The following is a 14,941-nucleotide window of genomic DNA, read 5'->3' as shown; positions in this document are numbered from 1 at the left end:
CCTACTGCAGGTCCCGCTCTGGCCGGCAGGTCTCGCAGCAGTTGATGTTCGCCTCGCCGAGTGCGATGAACGCGGACGCCCGGTCGAGGCGTCCGCCGCCGGCCTGCGGGCAGTCGTCGCGGTGGAGGATGGCGCCGCCGGTGCCGGGCATGTGCCGTAGCTGCCAGCCGGTCGCGGCCGGGCGTGCGGGCCGGGGTCGTCCGGGCGCCCGCATGGTGTCCGCGTCCCACCAGTAGGTGCGGATGACGGGCACGTCGTAGCCGAGGTCGCCGTCGGGGAGGGCGATGTCGACCTGGTAGGCGACGCCGGTCGGCCAGTCTTGGCGTTGCCGCACCGAAGCCTGCCGCCAGGCGCCCTGTGCCCGGATGCGGAGGCGTGGCCGCTCGGCCGGCGCGTAGCTCCGGACCCGAGGCTGCGGCCCGGACACCCACGGCGGGCATTCGCGGGCGTCACGCTGCTGGTCGGTCACACCGCCAGGCTACGACGGCGGGATCTCGGTCCAGGTCATGGGCTTGCCGGCCTCGGCGGGGAGGATCTGGATGCCGGTGCCGACCTCGGCGCCTTCGAGGCGGTCCATGAGGGCGTCGATGGCGAGCCGGTCTTCGTGGGTGAGGTGCCCGTTGGCGTGGTCCCAGACGGCGCAGGCCACGCGGTGCCGGGCCGGGGGCTTGACGCCGCAGGTGCAGGGCACGGTCAGATCGGGCTCAGGCATCGTCGCCCCGCGCTGCCGCCCGCAGTGCGCGCCGGTACTCGTACCCGTTGCCCGGCTCCTGGCCCCCGGCTTCGATGCCTTCCTGCAGCTCGACTGCGAGTCGCCGCCACTCGTCCTGCAGCCGGTTGCCCTCGGCCCGCTGCTCGGGCGTCCACTCCAGCACCGGCCCGGACGCCCGGTGATGCTGGCGGACGGCTTCCTGCGCCGCATCCGTCGCGCGCTGCAGGTCGACGAGCTGCTGGGGAATCGAGATCTCAGGCATGCCGCGGAGTGTAGGCGGAGGGTCTGACAGTCGGCCTCAGGCCGCAGTGGCGAGTCCGGCCCGCTCGAGGTGCTCGGCCGCCAGCCACAACCTGCGCAGCTCCGCCAGCTCTTCCAGGGCCTCAGCCGTCCACACGGTCCGCCCAGCCGACAGCGCCCGGATCGCGCGGTTCAGGCGCGTCGTCTCCGGGACCCGACAGCACGGACAACAAGGCATGATCAGATTTTATGGGGCGGCAGTGACAGGCGATACGCCCTGCTGGTAGACGGCATATGTCAGTCCCCGGCCGACGGTGTCACGAACGTTCCCCGCTGCGGCACGACGAACACGACGCCCTCCTCGACGAGGACCGCGATGGAGCGGCGGACCGTCGACCGCGCCAGGCCGTACTGCTGCACCAGCTGATTCTCGGAGGCGATCGCGCGGTTCGGCGCCCAGTCGCCGCGGGCAATCCGGGCGCGCAGGATGCCGGCGAGCTGCCGGTACGGGGTGACCGGGCCCTCGTAGTCGATGTCGTCGTCCGGACCAAACTCCATGATCCGGACGCTAGGCGTCGCTCTACGGACCGGCACCTCGGGATACGTTGCTATACGTAGCGATACAAGACGAGTAGCTTCGGACAAAGAGACCCCGGCGACCGCTTGCGACGGCCCCGGGGCGCGGCCGACCCGAGGAGTCGACGTGCACGACGATAGAACGGCATACCAGCCAGAGGAACCGCCAGTGCCGCTGATGACGCTGCGCGTCTACCGCGTCGACCGGGCCGGCATCGTCACCCAAGACGGGCCGCTACAGGAGATCACCTCCCGGGACGACCTCCAGCCGATGGCGACATCCCAGTGGCCGGCGTGCGCATGCCCGCGCCACCGCAGCACTCGCTAGGCGAGTAGGCGCCACCTGGCAGCCGCTGACACATGGCGTACCCCAGGGGTAAATTTCCAGCCCTGTGAAGATCCTGTGACCATCTCGTGGTCGAACAGCAACCATGGAACGCCGTTACATGCCTACAGTCGGCCTGCACCAATTGAACAGTGGAACGATCGAACGCCCAGCTCCAGGCGCCGCGGGGGCGGCTTCGAAATCTCGCGCGACGGACGGCGGCCGACTCGCCGTAGACCTAGGTGGAGGCTCAGTCCCGGGGTCTGCCAGTCAGCAGCTCATCGAGGGGGACATGGAGGGCGTGGGAGATGGCGAGCAGCCACGACAGGCGGGCGTCGGTGGTGCCGGCCTCGATGCGCTGGATGGTGGCCCTGTCGACGCCGGACAGGTCGCGCAGTGCCTCCTGCGTGAGGTTGGCCCACATGCGTGCGGCTTGGATGCGCCCACCGATGGCCCGGCGCTGCTGGAGCAGCCAGTCGGGATCGGGTGGGGTGAGGGGCGACACCCGTTAGACGTTGCGCCGTTAGCGATCTTGGGTCAGCATCTACCCAGATGCGTTATTGGATCTTGACAGGATGTCCAGGCAAGCGGCACTTGCCCAGGTCAAGCGCTTACCCGCGTTCACCCGAACGAGTGACCTTGAGCTTGCTTACTCCGGGGTAAGGAAACTGAACCACAGCCGCCCCGAGGTATTCGCAGGTCATCGCGGGGTAGAGTGAGTTCTGCTCGAATCGAACGCGTGTTCACCCGAACGGGCGAACGCCGACCTGCAACCTGAGTCGTTAACAGAGCGGGCTACGCGCATCCGATGCGACGCGCGTAGCCCACCCATAAGCGCGTCGGGCCCCCTGTTGGGGTGGCACCTCTCGGTGGAGCCCGACGCAGGCCGCCCCTTCCCCGGACGCGGGGGAGGGGTCGTGCCACATCATCTACACCCCAACGCGAGGGACTGTCATCCCACTCCCAGGCTGGCTCGCCCGAATTTGGGAGATAACTGGGAGACGCGCCTGCGTATGGACCCTGTTTTGAGACTGTGTGGAGAGTGCTCGCAGACTGCATCGCACGGCGAAAGTCGGGCGTATATGCAGGTCAGGGCGTCGATAGGTGCAGGCAGGCGCCATGCCGTTCGCGCGACGCCGCCATCTACACGATCTTCGAGGGCACGAGCGAGATCCAGCGCCTCGTCATCGCCCGCACCCTGTCGGGCATGCCGATCCGCTGACGCCCGGCGCGCTCACGCCGCCGTCCCGGTCGGCCCGGCCGCCTGCTCGGCGGTCGCGAGGACGGCGGCGTCGGCCTTCACCACGGGCGGGGAGGGCCTCACGGACGCGTCGACGACGCGGAGCCGGTCGACACCGTGCCGCCGCAGGAACCGCCGCGACTCGTCGGCCCCGTGGACGGGCCGCCGGCGAGTCGGCGGAGCCGCGGCGCCGACCGCACGGGCGATGCGCAGCCCGGTCGGCATCCGGTCCACGTATCGCTCGCCCGCCGGCAGCGCCGGGTCGATCACCGGCGACACCGAGGGGTCGGGCGACTCCAGCCGCACCGAGCCGCGGCTGTACGGGGTGAGCAGGCCGAACCCGATGGCGCGGCCGCTGGGCGGGCCCCACCCGAAACCCGCCGGGAGGCGTCAGCGGCGGCGGGAGGGGCGGGGGCGGGGGCGGGGACGGAGGGCGGTTTCGAGGTCGTCGAGGGTTTCCATGAGCAGTTCGGCGCTGCGGCGGACGATGCGGTCGGCGTCCGAGGGGGGCCATGCGTCGAGCGTGGCGCGGACGGGGGCGAAGTCCGGGGGGCGCCGTTCGCGGACCGCGGTGGCGGCGTCCGCGGTGGCCGTGCGCAGGTGCAGGGCGAAGGGGGCGGCGTCCGGGACCGGGTCGGCGTCGGGGGCCGGGAGGTGGGCCTCCATGAGCATGGGGACGCGGCCCATGGCCGACAGGGCCGCGTCGGCGCCGTCGGCGGCGCGGTGGGACAGGCCGCGGCCGCGGACGGGTTCGGCGTCGGCGCGGGCGACCGCCTGGTCCCAGGCGAGCGCGGCCGCGCGGGCGTCCAGCAGGGCCGCGCGCACGGCCTCGCGCCGTCCCCGGGCGGGGGCGGCGTGGGCCTCCATCGCGGCGGCAGCGTACCGCCCGGTGGCCTTGATGCGGTCGGCCAGCCGGTTCCGCAGCCGGGGGGTCTCCCAGGCCGGGAAGAGCGCGTACGCGGCCGTCGCCAGCATCCCGCCGAGGAGCGTGAGGAGCACGCGGTCGGGCACCGTCTGCGTCCAGCTGGAGCCGGCCATGCCGAGCAGGAAGACCACGTACGCCGACGCGGCCACCTGGGAGACCAGGTAGCCGGTGCGCAGGAGGCCGTACATCAGGGCGACCGACACCACCGCCAGCACGGCGCAGGGGTAGGGCCCCGGGGCGAAGGACTGCATCACGGCGGTCGCCACGGTGACGCCCGCCAGGGTGCCGATGAAGCGGGCCACGCTGCGGCCGTACGTCTGGGAGAAGTCGGGCCGCATCACCAGCACCGAGGTCAGGGGCGCCCAGTAGCCGTGCCCGAGCGGCAGGGCCACGCCCAGGGCGTAGCCCGCGGGGGTGACGGCGGCCAGCCGGACGGCGTGCCGGAAGACGGGCGAGTCGAAACGGGCCTCCCGCCGTACGGTGCGCGTGGCGAGCGGCAGGAGTTCGGCCACGCTGGGACGACGCAGGTGGGCGGTGTCGCTGCTCACCGAGCCGCCGCGGCCGGTGGCGGAGGAGACCGCCTCGCTGAGCAGCGCGACGAGCCGCAGCGCGGTGCGCCGGGCGGGCCCGGTCAGCCGCTCCTCCGGTACGGGCTCGACGAGCACCACGGAGTCCGCCTCCGGCGGTACGCGCACCGGCTGGGCCTCCCGTACCGCGCGCGCCACCGCGTCCAGCACGGAGGCCGCCGCGGCCAGCAGCTCGCGGGCCCGGTCGCGCTCCGGACCCTCGGCGGCGGCGCCGACCGCGGGATCGGCGAGCGAGGCCAGCACGGGACGGATGCGCTCGGCCAGCACCCGCTTGCCGCGCAGCGCGGCCGGGCGCCGCCGCGCCTGCCGGTCGGTGATGACGGCGGCGTTGCGCGCGGTCATCAGCGGCTGGGGGTCGAACGGCGCCACCGGGTCGTGCCGCAGCCGGCGTGCGTAGTCCGCCTCCGCCGCGAAGGCGTCGGCCAGCGCGTCGCGCTGCCGGCCCCAGCGGCGCACCGGGAACAGCACGATCAGCCCCGCCTGCACGACCCCGCCCGCCGCGATGACCAGCGCGTGGCCGAAGGCGCCCAGCACGGAGGTCGGCAGGGTGATCACGACCAGCATGACGGCGACGGTGAGGGACGAGACGATGCCCGCGGTGGGCCCCAGCGCCCAGGCCATGCCCGCCAGGAACGCCCAGACCGCCAGCAGCACCACGAACACCCACCAGTGCGCCCCCGCCAGGTAGCCCAGGAAGGTGCTGACGGCGAGGCCGGTACCGGCGACCAGCGCCAGCACCGGCCGGGGCCGCCAGCTGCGCTGGAAGGTGGCCATGCCGGAGGCGAAGGCGCCGAAGGCCGAGGAAGCGGCCACCGAGGGGCCGGCCAGCCACAGCGAGAGGCCGATGACGATGGCGACGCCCGCGGCGGCGCGCAGCGCGACGAGCGGTTCCAGCCCGGCGCGCTCGATCCGCAGCCCTTCGCGGGCACTGCGGCGCAGGGCGCGCAACCAGGTCATGAGGCTGAGGATAGGACGGGTAGGACGAGGAGGGCCGGGTAAGCGCAGCGCAAGATCCGTTCCGGCGAGTCCCAGGAGGCAGACCGCCATGACCGCCCCAGCACGACGGGCCACCGTGCCGCCCGTGCCGCCCGCCCCGAGCCCGGTGCCGCCCTTCCCGCCCGACCCCGTACCGCCCGCCCCGCATCCGGTCCCCGGACCGACCCCCGACCCCGTGCCCGCGCCGCCCCCGCAGCCGGAGCCCGAGCCCGAACCCCAACCGGCGCCGCAACCTCTGTAATGCCTGGTCAGAGCCGTGAAGTGAGCCATCGCTGTCCCGGTGGGCGTCCCGTCTGGTTCAATGGGTGCCATGGCCAGCCTCACTGACACCGCGACAGGTCGCAGCGACCTCGAGCCGTTCTGGCCGTCCAGGCAGGAGTACCAGTTCGACCGGGAGTGTTGTCGCGCGGTCCCCGCGCGGACCCCGGCCCACAGCTGACGCCGTCCCCCGGTCGCCGCCCGCTGTCGGCCTCCCGGCGGTCCCGCGCAATACGTCGTCCCACGACCCTTCGCGCGAGAGCCGAGACCTCCATGTCGTCCAGCACCCAGTCCCTGCCCCTGCCCGCCGTTAACCGTCAGCACCTGCGCGCCGTCCGCTCCGACGACGTCCCGCCGGTGCCGGACTTCCTCCCGCCCGGCGCCACCTGGCTGCCCGCCCCCGGCCACCTGATGCCCACGGGCGTCGGCGGGCCGCCGATGGTCGGCTACCTCGTCCTCGTCCCCATCGAGGGGCAGCCGGTGCCCCCGTCCCCGGCATCCGCCGACCTGCCGGTCACCGTCGACGGCGAGCGCCGCGTCGCCCAGGTGCGCGGCCGCGCACTCGACCTGACCTACCTGGAGTTCGAGCTGCTCGCCCACCTGGTGGCGCATCCGCACCGCGTGCACACCCGCGACCAGCTCGTCACCACGGTCTGGGGGTACGGCCACGTCGGGGACGGACGCACCGTCGACGTCCACATCGCCCGGCTGCGCCGCAAGCTCGGCCCCGAACACCGCGGCAGCATCGTGACCGTGCGCCGGGTCGGCTACAAGTACGCGCCGCCGGCGGCCCGCTGAGCCTTCCGGCGGACGGCGGAGGGGGGCCGGGCGGCCGCCGGGAGCGTTCCCGGAACCGGCGGAAACCCGGCTCTCCCACAGGTCCCCTCTGTAGCATGTCCCCCTACCGGACTATGGGTACGCTGTCACCGTTCCGGTGCGGCTCGACGCAGCGGGGAGCAGGTCCGGAGGGCGTGATGGCTGAGTCTCGGCAGTGGGCGCCCCCTGCGCCCGCGACGGTCGCCTGGCCGGCTCCCGCCGCCGCCCACATGTCGCTCAACGACGTCGGCGGCTTCGACTGGGACCTCGACCGCGACCGCATGCACCTCGACGAACACGCCCTGCGGACCGTCGACCTGCGCCCGCAGGACTTCGACGGCGACCCGAAGGCGCTGTTCTCCCGGCTGGCGCCCGACGAGGCCGGCGACGTCACCCGGACGATCACCCAGGCCCTCGGCGAGGGCCACTCCTCCTTCCGCGCCTTCAGCCGGCTCACCCGGCGCGACGGCCGCCGTGGCTGGATACGTTTCCAGGGCCGCATCGTCCGCGACGGCACCGGCCGGGCGAACCGGGTGATCGGCATCGTCAGCGACGCCACCGACGAACTCGCCCAGGCGGCGGAGTGCCTGCGCGCGGACGAGGACCACCCGACCGAGAGCACCCTGGTCATGGAGGTCACCGCGTCGCTGGCCCGGGCCGTGACCGTGCGCGACGTGACCGCGGCCCTCACCGGGAACCCCAGGATGGACCGGCTCGGCATAGCCAGCCTCTTCCTCGGCCAGGTCGAGGCCGGCCGGGTCCACGTGGTGAGCGACGCCAAGGCCAGCAGTTGGGTGCCGTCGCTGCAGTACACGCGGATCGAGGACGACTTCCCGATGAGCGAGGTGGTACGGACCCTCGTCCCGCGCTTCATCACCTCCGGCGAGGAGTTCGCCCGGCGCTACCCCAAGTTGTGGCCGCACATCGAGCCGCTCGGCGCCTCCGCCGCCGCGTACCTCCCGCTGATCGCCCAGGGCCAGCCCATCGGCGCCCTGGGCCTGCTGTACCGGCACAAGCAGGGTTTCTCCCCGCAGGAGCGCCATCTGCTGATCGCGCTCAGCGGCAGCATCGCGCAGAGCCTGCAGCGGGCCATCCTCTTCGACCAGGAGCACGACATCGCGCAGGGTCTGCAGACCGCGATGCTGCCCCGCACCATCCCGCGCATCCCCGGCACCGAGATAGCGGTGCGCTACCGCTCCGCCCGGCTGGCCCGGGACATCGGCGGCGACTGGTACGACGTCGTGGCGATGCCCGGCGGCCGGGTCGCCGTCATCATCGGCGACGTCCAGGGCCACGACACCCACGCCACGGCCGTCATGGGCCAGTTGCGGATCGCCTTGCGGGCCTACGCCGGCGAGGGCCATCCGCCCGCCAGCGTCATGGCGCGGGCCTCGGCCTTCCTGTACGAGCTCGACACCGACCGCTTCGCCACCTGCCTGTACGCGCAGGTCGACCCGGCCACCGGGTCCGCCCTGCTGGTGCGGGCAGGCCACATCGACCCGCTGGTCCGGCAGGCCGATGGCACCGTGCGCGTGCTGCCCACTGCGGGCGGGCTGCCGCTGGGCCTGTCCGCCCAGTTCGGCAGGCCCGACTACCCGGTCACCCCCGCTGAACTCGGTCCCGGCGACACCCTCCTGATGTTCAGTGACGGACTCGTCGAGCGGCCCGGCGCCGACCTCGACGACGGCGTGCGGCGGCTGGCCGGGGCGCTGGGCGAAGGCCCGCGCGAGGTCGGGGACCTCGCCGACCACCTCACCGCCGTCATGGGCGAGCAGGCCACCGACGACGACATGGCCCTGCTGCTGCTCCGGCGCGACAGCGACGCCTCCCCGCACCCGCCGCACCGGCTGCACCGGCACATCGCCCCCGGCGACCCCAAGGCCCTGTCCGAGGCCCGGGCCACGGTCCGTGACGCCATGGCGGGCTGGGGCCTGAGCGACCGGGTGGACGAGGCGGAACTCGCCGCCGGCGAGCTGATCACCAACGCGCTGGTGCACACCGACGGCGGCGCCGTGCTCACCCTGCGCATGCTCCCCGACGCGTCCCTGGCCCACGCCACCCCGGACGCCACCCGGCGGCTGCGCATCGAGGTGCACGACCTCGCGGCGAACTGGCCTCGCCGTCGCCGGCCCGGCGACGGCGAGGTGTCCGGGCGCGGTCTGCTGCTGGTCGACCGGCTCGCCGACGCGTGGGGTGTGGAGCCGCACGGTTCCGGCAAGGCAGTGTGGTGCGAATTCCGCGACCGCAGGAGCGGTTCGGAGCCCCTCGGGCACTGACGGTGAGGGTCCGCCGGCACACCGTTCGCGCCGGTCACGCACCCTGGATTCACCCGGACGGCTCACCCGCCACGACACACCGCCCGATTGGACGCAGGCTGTCGGTGAGGAGCCAAGAAGCCACTCTGCTCACATGCTGGCCGCGCCGGCACCGGGGAGGTCTGCGATGCCGACGGTGTCTACGAGCGTGATCGTCACCCGTACCGTGGAAGAGGTCTTCACCTTCCTTGCCGACGCCCGCAACCTCGCGTCGTGGAACTCCGGCATCGCCGCCGTGGCGGCGGACGCCGTACCGCCCGGCGAGCGGGCCGTCTACCGCTACCACTATCCGGGCCGCCACCGGGAGCACCGGCTGGAGTGCTCGGTCTACCAGCCCTGCCGGCGGATCGCCTACCGCGGCCGGCGGATGTGGAGCCCGCTGGGCACCCAGACGCCCGAGTTCGCGTTCCGGATGCTGCCGCACTCGCGGGGCGCGTTCGTCCAGCTCCAGGTCACCTGCCAGCTCGGCGGCGGCATGCTGCTGCTGAGCCCGTTCCTGGGCTGGGCGTGGCGCCGCGACCTCCCTGAGGACGCGCGCCGGCTGCGCGAGGCCCTCGGCGACCACACGGTGGCGCCGCCCCTGCTACCGCCGCCTCCGCCACCACCTGCGCCGGTGGGACAGCTCAGGGCGGCCCAGGCCCGGGCACCGGCGGGCGAGGTCGTCGGAGCCGTTCCCGCGCCGCCGGCCAGGGGGCTGCGCCGTGCCATGGGCCGTGTAGCAGGTCAGGGCCGGATCGGCACGGGCAGCTGACGGATCCGCTGGAATCCCGGCCGCCCGGCCGGTTCGCTGACAGGCTGGACGCCGTACGTGCCCCCCGCACCACAGCACAGAGAGGAACCGCAGATGGCGGAGCAGGCCCGCATCGGCGTCACCGGACTCGCGGTCATGGGCCGCAACCTGGCCCGGAACCTCGCGCGGCACGGCCACCCGGTGGCCTTGTACAACCGCACCCCGGCCAGGACGCGCTCCCTCGTGGAGGAGTTCGGCGGCGAGGGCGAGTTCCATCCGGCGGAGTCCCTCAAGGAGTTCGTCGACTCACTCGAACGGCCCCGGCGCATCATCATCATGGTCAAGGCCGGTGCCCCCACCGACGCCGTGATCGACGAGCTGGTGCCGCTGCTGGAGCCCGGCGACATGGTCGTCGACGGCGGCAACGCCGACTACCGCGACACCCGGCGCCGGGAGAAGGCGCTGCGCGAACAGGGTCTGCACTTCGTCGGCACCGGGATCTCCGGCGGCGAGGAGGGCGCCCTCAACGGTCCCTCGATCATGCCGGGCGGCTCCGTGGAGTCGTACGAGTCGCTCGGCCCGATCCTCGAGGACATCGCCGCCAAGGTCGACGGGGTGCCGTGCTGCACCCACGTGGGCCCGGACGGTGCCGGGCACTTCGTCAAGATGGTCCACAACGGCATCGAGTACTCCGACATGCAGCTCATCGCCGAGGCCTACGACCTGCTGCGGCACGCCGCGGGCAAGCGGCCGGGCGAGATCGCGGAGATCTTCCGCACCTGGAACTCCGGCCGCCTGGAGTCGTACCTCGTCGAGATCACCGCGGAGGTGCTGGCCCACACGGACGCCGACACCGGCAAACCGTTCGTCGACGTGGTGCTGGACCAGGCCGGCCAGAAGGGCACCGGCAGCTGGACGGTGCAGAACGCCCTGGAGTTCGGCGTCCCCGTCTCCGGCATCGCCGAGGCGGTCTTCGCACGGTCGCTGTCCGGCAGCGCGGAGCTGCGGGCCGCCTCGCGCGGGCTGCCCGGACCGGCGGAGACCTGGCTGGACAGCGCGGCGGGCGACCGCTTCGCGGACGACGTCGAGCAGGCGCTGTACGCCTCCAAGATCGTCGCCTACGCCCAGGGGTTCAACCTGATCCAGGCGGGCAGCAACGAGTTCGGCTGGGACATCGACGCGGGCTCCATGGCGACGATCTGGCGCGGCGGCTGCATCATCCGGGCGCGCTTCCTCAACCGCATCAAGGAGGCGTTCGACTCCGAGCCGGGCCGCCCCACCCTGCTGACGGACGCGCACTTCGCCGAGGCCCTCGGCAACGCGCAGGCGGCATGGCGGCGGGTCGTCTCCACGGCGGCACAACTCGGCGTGCCCGCACCGGGCTTCTCCGCGGCGCTGGCGTACTACGACGCCCTGCGGGCGGAGCGGCTGCCCGCCGCGCTCATCCAGGGGCAGCGCGACTTCTTCGGCGCCCACACCTACAAGCGGGTGGACAAGCCCGGCTCCTTCCACACGCTCTGGGGCGGCGACCGCTCGGAGCACCCGGCCGACTGACGCCGGCCGACGCCCGATGTCGCGTGGGCCCGGCCTCGGCCGGGCCTACGCGGCGACCGGCGGGGTGATCACCTGCTCCGCCCAGACCGTCTTGCCCGTCTCCGTGTAGCGGGTGCCCTGGGCGTCGGTGAGCTGCGCGACGATGGACAGCCCCCGGCCGTCCTGGTCGCTGGGCGCCGCGTGGCGCGGGTGCGGGGCGGCGCTGCAGGAGTCCGACACCTCGCAGACCAGGACCCGGTCGCGGATGATCCGCAGCCGGATCGGCCCCGTGGAGTACCGGATGGCGTTGGTGACGAGTTCGCTGACGACCAGCGTGGTGGTGAAGGACAGTTCCGGGAGCTTCCAGTCCGTCAGCAGGCGGTCCGTCCAGGCCCGTGCCTCCGCCACCGCCGCGGGATCGTTGGACACCTCGCGGGTGGCGACGTCGCCGGCGTTCAGGGCGCGGGTGCGGGCGGCGAGGAGCACCGGCTCCGAGCCGGGTGCCGCGGTGCGCAGGACGCCGTCCAGCACCGTCGCCGGCTCGGCCGCCTCCCCGCCGCCGGCGGGCAGCACGCGCAGCCCGGTGACCTGGCCGGCGCCCTCCGAGCCGATGGGGAGCCCGTCCGTGCCGCAGCTCAGCAGCAGCACGCTGCCGGGCGGCACGTCGCACTCGGTGACCTCCGGCCCGCCGGGTACGGGAGCGTCCTCCTCCACTTCCTCCGCCGCCTCCGGGGGCGTGGCGGGCAGAGCCTGGGCCGGGTAACCGCCGCACGCCACGGTGCAGCGGCAGGCCACCGGGTCGTAGACGACGATCAGGCACCGGTCGGCCTCGTCGGCGAGGGGGGTCGCGGTGGGCCGGTGGAGCCGGGAGATGACCTCGCCCGGGCTCATGTCGAGCAGTATCAGCGCCCGGACCGCGGCCTTGAGCTGGCTCATCGCCGTCGCCGCGGGGACGCCCTGCCCGCGTACCGAACCGGTCACCAGGGCCACCCGGGCGCTGGGGAGCGGGATGACGTCCACCCAGGCCCCCGGGGCCGCGGCCGGCGGCAGGTGCCCCCGGGGGTCCTCGATCGCGGTGACCCGCGGGCCCTGCGGCGCCAGCAGGGCCTGCTGCAGGATCCGTCCGGCGGCGTTCTGGACCAGGCGCCGGCGGGCATCGTCCAGCAGCCTGGCGGCCCTGCGGGCCAGACGGCCCGCCGCCATCAGGTCGGCCCGGGAGAAGGCCGGGGAGCCCGTCGTCCGGTAGAAGGCCGCGACCCCCAGGACGACACCGCCGACGTCCAGCGGCATCACGAGCAGGGAGTGCGTGCCCGTGATCCGCAGCAGGGGGGCGCGCACCGGGTCGCGGGCGAGCCACCCCGTCTGCGGGCGGAGGTTCATCACCAGGTGCGGCCGCAGGTCGGTCAGCGACGCGTGGTACGGAGTCCTGGGCGGCAGGCTGCTGACGTCGCCGACCTCGAAGGCGCGCGGTACCGCGGTGCCCCGGGCCGCCCGGAAGGCCCCCCGGCGGAAGGTGAGTCCGGTGGCGGGCAGCCCGGAGATGGCGGCCTGCTCCGAGACGGTGGCGTCCGAGACCTCGACGGCGGCGAAGTCGGCCACGGTCGGCACGGCTGAATCCACGAGCTGCTGGGCTGCGTCGTAGGACCACGGCCGGTCCACAGGGCCGGCCTGGGGCGGGAGGGTGGCACAGAGCATGACGGTCGCCTCGGGTGAGGTCGGGGTCGGCGGACTGTTTGGTAGGCATTTCAAACACTTGTCTTCCGCTTTCGAGGCTGCCCCTCCGGCCGGGCGAACGCATCCCCGTCGATCCGCAGAGGTCATCCGGGATTCCCCGCAGATGTGACTGCGGGTTTCCCGCAACACCGGCGGCGCGGGCTGCCCGCCGCGCGCGCCCGATCTAACGTGTGTGCTATGGACGTCCTCAGCCGCCCCGACGGCAGGCAGCCGCACCCGGTCATCTCGGTCGTACTCGCCGACGACCACCTGGTGGTGCGCGCGGGCATGCGGCTGCTGATGGCCGCCGACCCGGCCTTCGAGATCGTCGCCGAGACGTCCACCGTTCCGGAGACCCTGGAAGCCGTCCGGCGCCACCACCCGAGGGTGCTCGTCCTGGACCTGACCATGTCGGGCAGGTCCAGCCTGCCGACGATCCCGGCACTGCTGACCGAGTCGCCCAGGACGCGCATCCTGGTGCTGACCATGCAGGAGGACCCGGCGTTCGCCCGCGAGGCGCTGCGCACGGGGGCGGCCGGCTACCTGCTGAAGGAGGCCGCCGCCGAGGAACTGCTCGCCGCCGCCCACCAGGTCGCCGGTGGCGCCACCTATGTGCAGCCCTCGCTGGGGGCGCGGCTGGCGGTCGAGGACCTGGACCTGGCGGAACGGCACCACGAGGAGCCGCTCACCGACCGGGAGGCCCAGGTGCTGACCCTGCTGGCGCTGGGGCACACCAACCAGGAGATCGCCCGGCGCCTGTTCGTCTCCGTACGGACGGTGGAGACCCACCGGTCACGGCTGCGGGACAAGCTCGGCAAGGACAGCCGGGCCGAGTTGATCGCCGCGGCCAGAGAGCGCGGGCTGGTGGCATGACGCCGTCCGGCCCTGGAAGGACCGGGACGCGCCTGGCCCTGGAGGGGCTGGGCACCTGTCTCCTCGCGGCGGCGACCGTCATGGAGGTCACCGACCGCTCGCAGGGCTGGGAGCTCGTCCTCGCCCTCGCGGCGGCCGTCTGTTATGTGCTGCTCACCCCCCTGGTGGCGCCGCGGCAGCGGCTGTGGCTGGTGGTGGCCATCGCCTTCGCGCTGATGCTGACGGTGGCCGGGACGGTCCGCGTCGCCCAGCAGCCCTCGCTGAACGTCCTGCACGTGCTGCCGCTGCTGCTGGTCGCCTACGCGCTCTTCGCCGTCCGTTCCTCGGCGCGCCGGGATGCGAGGCTGCGCCGCGAGCGCGTCAGGGCCCGGCACGACGGCGAGGAGCGCGAGCGCCGCCGCTGGGCGCGTGAGCTGCACGACGACACCCTGCAGGAACTGGGGGCGGTCCAGGTGGTGCTGTCCACCGCCGCCGCGGACGGGCGGCCGGAGGCCATGCGGGAGGCCATCGACCAGGCACGCGGCCTCGTCGGCAACCAGATCGCCTCGCTGCGGCACCTGATCGTCGACCTGCGTCCGGTGGTGCTGGACGAGCTGGGGCTGCGCCCGGCCCTGCAGGCGCTGTGCCGGCGCTCCTTCGAGACGTACGGCATCCGCACCGAGTTGCGGCTCGGCGCGCACGCGGACACCGTCGGCGGCCAGCTCACCGCCGAGACGCAGGCGCAGATGTACCGGATCGTCCAGGAGGCGATCACCAACGCCGTGAAGCACGCCGAGCCGACCCGTGTCGTGGTCAGCCTGGAGAGCGACCAGCGCTCCGTGCACGTGGCGATCACCGACAACGGGCACGGCATGGCCGCGGCGACCGCCGCGGGCCGCGGCACCTTCCGCGCCGCGGAGCCGCCGTCGCCGCAGACCCGGGGCATGGGGCTGTCCGCGATGCGCGAGCGCGCCGAGCTGATCGACGCCCGGCTCGCCGTCCGCAGCGCCCCGGGCGAGGGCACGACCGTCGACCTGCGGGTGCCGTGCGAGCCGCGCGAGGTGCCCGGCGAGGGGTGAGCACGGCCCGCCTGCGCGGGCGGGGACCTCGACCGGCAGTATGG

General features: G+C 73.6%; 17 protein-coding genes. 8 read left to right on the top strand and 9 right to left on the bottom strand.

Features of this window, described 5'->3' with window-relative positions:
* Position 1: 1 nt before the first annotated feature.
* The 6 genes from ABZ312_RS11290 to ABZ312_RS11265 form a co-directional block, all read right to left on the bottom strand.
* Positions 2-469, bottom strand: a complete 468-nt coding sequence (locus ABZ312_RS11290; RefSeq protein WP_500437291.1) for a DUF6233 domain-containing protein — start codon at positions 467-469, stop codon at positions 2-4.
* A 9-nt stretch (positions 470-478) separates the two neighbouring features.
* Positions 479-712 (bottom strand): hypothetical protein, encoded by a 234-nt coding sequence (locus tag ABZ312_RS11285; protein ID WP_500437289.1) that lies wholly within the window; start codon positions 710-712, stop codon positions 479-481.
* On the bottom strand, positions 705-974 hold the full coding sequence (locus ABZ312_RS11280; RefSeq protein ID WP_500437287.1) for a hypothetical protein: 270 nt from the start codon (positions 972-974) through the stop codon (positions 705-707). Before ABZ312_RS11280 ends, ABZ312_RS11285 begins: the two co-directional genes overlap by 8 nt.
* 36 nt (positions 975-1,010) lie before the next feature.
* Positions 1,011-1,190 carry a hypothetical protein gene (locus tag ABZ312_RS11275; protein ID WP_500437286.1) on the bottom strand — a complete coding sequence of 60 codons (180 nt, stop codon included), beginning with the start codon at positions 1,188-1,190 and terminating at the stop codon, positions 1,011-1,013.
* Between the two features lie 59 nt (positions 1,191-1,249).
* Entirely contained in the window at positions 1,250-1,510 is a 261-nt protein-coding gene (locus tag ABZ312_RS11270; protein ID WP_500437284.1) for a GntR family transcriptional regulator, read from the bottom strand.
* 593 nt (positions 1,511-2,103) lie between these two features.
* Positions 2,104-2,358, bottom strand: a complete 255-nt coding sequence (locus ABZ312_RS11265) for a helix-turn-helix domain-containing protein (RefSeq protein ID WP_500437282.1) — start codon at positions 2,356-2,358, stop codon at positions 2,104-2,106.
* A gap of 528 nt (positions 2,359-2,886) precedes the next feature.
* Between ABZ312_RS11265 and ABZ312_RS11260 the strand changes: the two genes are divergently transcribed.
* The gene (locus ABZ312_RS11260; RefSeq protein ID WP_500437280.1) at positions 2,887-3,075 is read left to right on the top strand and encodes an acyl-CoA dehydrogenase family protein; all 189 of its coding nucleotides are present in this window, start codon (positions 2,887-2,889) and stop codon (positions 3,073-3,075) included.
* A 12-nt stretch (positions 3,076-3,087) separates the two neighbouring features.
* Here ABZ312_RS11260 and ABZ312_RS11255 read toward each other — a convergent pair whose 3' ends face one another.
* Together ABZ312_RS11255 and ABZ312_RS11250 are read right to left on the bottom strand one after the other, a co-directional pair.
* On the bottom strand, positions 3,088-3,426 hold the full coding sequence (locus ABZ312_RS11255; RefSeq protein WP_500437481.1) for a GMC oxidoreductase: 339 nt from the start codon (positions 3,424-3,426) through the stop codon (positions 3,088-3,090).
* Positions 3,427-3,483: 57 nt separating this feature from the next.
* Positions 3,484-5,562 carry an FUSC family protein gene (locus ABZ312_RS11250; protein WP_500437278.1) on the bottom strand — a complete coding sequence of 693 codons (2,079 nt, stop codon included), beginning with the start codon at positions 5,560-5,562 and terminating at the stop codon, positions 3,484-3,486.
* A 349-nt stretch (positions 5,563-5,911) separates the two neighbouring features.
* Between ABZ312_RS11250 and ABZ312_RS11245 the strand changes: the two genes are divergently transcribed.
* The 5 genes from ABZ312_RS11245 (at position 5,912) to gnd (ending at position 11,274) form a co-directional block, all read left to right on the top strand.
* Positions 5,912-6,040, top strand: a complete 129-nt coding sequence (locus ABZ312_RS11245; RefSeq protein WP_450399940.1) for a hypothetical protein — start codon at positions 5,912-5,914, stop codon at positions 6,038-6,040.
* Between the two features lie 92 nt (positions 6,041-6,132).
* Positions 6,133-6,657, top strand: a complete 525-nt coding sequence (locus ABZ312_RS11240) for a winged helix-turn-helix domain-containing protein (RefSeq protein ID WP_500437275.1) — start codon at positions 6,133-6,135, stop codon at positions 6,655-6,657.
* A 176-nt stretch (positions 6,658-6,833) separates the two neighbouring features.
* On the top strand, positions 6,834-8,951 hold the full coding sequence (locus ABZ312_RS11235) for an ATP-binding SpoIIE family protein phosphatase (protein WP_500326900.1): 2,118 nt from the start codon (positions 6,834-6,836) through the stop codon (positions 8,949-8,951).
* A 166-nt stretch (positions 8,952-9,117) separates the two neighbouring features.
* Positions 9,118-9,741 (top strand): SRPBCC family protein, encoded by a 624-nt coding sequence (locus ABZ312_RS11230; protein WP_500326902.1) that lies wholly within the window; start codon positions 9,118-9,120, stop codon positions 9,739-9,741.
* Between the two features lie 93 nt (positions 9,742-9,834).
* Entirely contained in the window at positions 9,835-11,274 is a 1,440-nt protein-coding gene (gnd, locus tag ABZ312_RS11225; RefSeq protein WP_500326904.1) for an NADP-dependent phosphogluconate dehydrogenase, read from the top strand.
* A gap of 45 nt (positions 11,275-11,319) precedes the next feature.
* On the opposite strand, the gene ABZ312_RS11220 is transcribed toward gnd, so the two are convergent.
* Positions 11,320-12,861: a SpoIIE family protein phosphatase gene (locus ABZ312_RS11220; protein ID WP_500326906.1), complete on the bottom strand. Its 1,542-nt coding sequence runs from the start codon at positions 12,859-12,861 to the stop codon at positions 11,320-11,322.
* A gap of 303 nt (positions 12,862-13,164) precedes the next feature.
* Here ABZ312_RS11220 and ABZ312_RS11215 point away from each other — a divergent pair, with 303 nt between their 5' ends.
* Together ABZ312_RS11215 and ABZ312_RS11210 are read left to right on the top strand one after the other, a co-directional pair.
* Complete coding sequence (locus tag ABZ312_RS11215) at positions 13,165-13,839, top strand: response regulator (protein WP_500360151.1); 675 nt, start codon at positions 13,165-13,167, stop codon at positions 13,837-13,839.
* Positions 13,836-14,897: a sensor histidine kinase gene (locus ABZ312_RS11210; RefSeq protein WP_500326910.1), complete on the top strand. Its 1,062-nt coding sequence runs from the start codon at positions 13,836-13,838 to the stop codon at positions 14,895-14,897. The genes ABZ312_RS11215 and ABZ312_RS11210 overlap by 4 nt, the downstream gene beginning before the upstream one ends.
* The last annotated feature ends 44 nt before the right edge of the window (positions 14,898-14,941 follow it).

Origin of the sequence: Streptomyces sp. NPDC006207 (assembly GCF_040613835.1) — a bacterium.
Taxonomy (GTDB): Bacteria; Actinomycetota; Actinomycetes; order Streptomycetales; family Streptomycetaceae; genus Actinacidiphila.
The sequence above is the reverse complement of the archived record's forward strand: the minus strand, read 5'-3'. Positions and strand labels throughout refer to the sequence as shown.

Bases quoted from the DNA above. Each gene is read 5' to 3' on its own strand.
- ABZ312_RS11285 (WP_500437289.1), bottom strand. From the start codon at position 712: ATGCCTGAGCCCGATCTGACCGTGCCCTGCACCTGCGGCGTCAAGCCC.
- ABZ312_RS11280 (WP_500437287.1), bottom strand. From the start codon at position 974: ATGCCTGAGATCTCGATTCCCCAGCAGCTCGTCGACCTGCAGCGCGCG.
- ABZ312_RS11275 (WP_500437286.1), bottom strand. From the start codon at position 1,190: ATGCCTTGTTGTCCGTGCTGTCGGGTCCCGGAGACGACGCGCCTGAAC.
- ABZ312_RS11270 (WP_500437284.1), bottom strand. From the start codon at position 1,510: ATGGAGTTTGGTCCGGACGACGACATCGACTACGAGGGCCCGGTCACC.
- ABZ312_RS11250 (WP_500437278.1), bottom strand. From the start codon at position 5,562: ATGACCTGGTTGCGCGCCCTGCGCCGCAGTGCCCGCGAAGGGCTGCGG.
- ABZ312_RS11245 (WP_450399940.1), top strand. From the start codon at position 5,912: ATGGCCAGCCTCACTGACACCGCGACAGGTCGCAGCGACCTCGAGCCG.
- ABZ312_RS11240 (WP_500437275.1), top strand. From the start codon at position 6,133: ATGTCGTCCAGCACCCAGTCCCTGCCCCTGCCCGCCGTTAACCGTCAG.
- ABZ312_RS11235 (WP_500326900.1), top strand. From the start codon at position 6,834: ATGGCTGAGTCTCGGCAGTGGGCGCCCCCTGCGCCCGCGACGGTCGCC.
- ABZ312_RS11230 (WP_500326902.1), top strand. From the start codon at position 9,118: ATGCCGACGGTGTCTACGAGCGTGATCGTCACCCGTACCGTGGAAGAG.
- gnd (WP_500326904.1), top strand. From the start codon at position 9,835: ATGGCGGAGCAGGCCCGCATCGGCGTCACCGGACTCGCGGTCATGGGC.
- ABZ312_RS11215 (WP_500360151.1), top strand. From the start codon at position 13,165: ATGGACGTCCTCAGCCGCCCCGACGGCAGGCAGCCGCACCCGGTCATC.
- ABZ312_RS11210 (WP_500326910.1), top strand. From the start codon at position 13,836: ATGACGCCGTCCGGCCCTGGAAGGACCGGGACGCGCCTGGCCCTGGAG.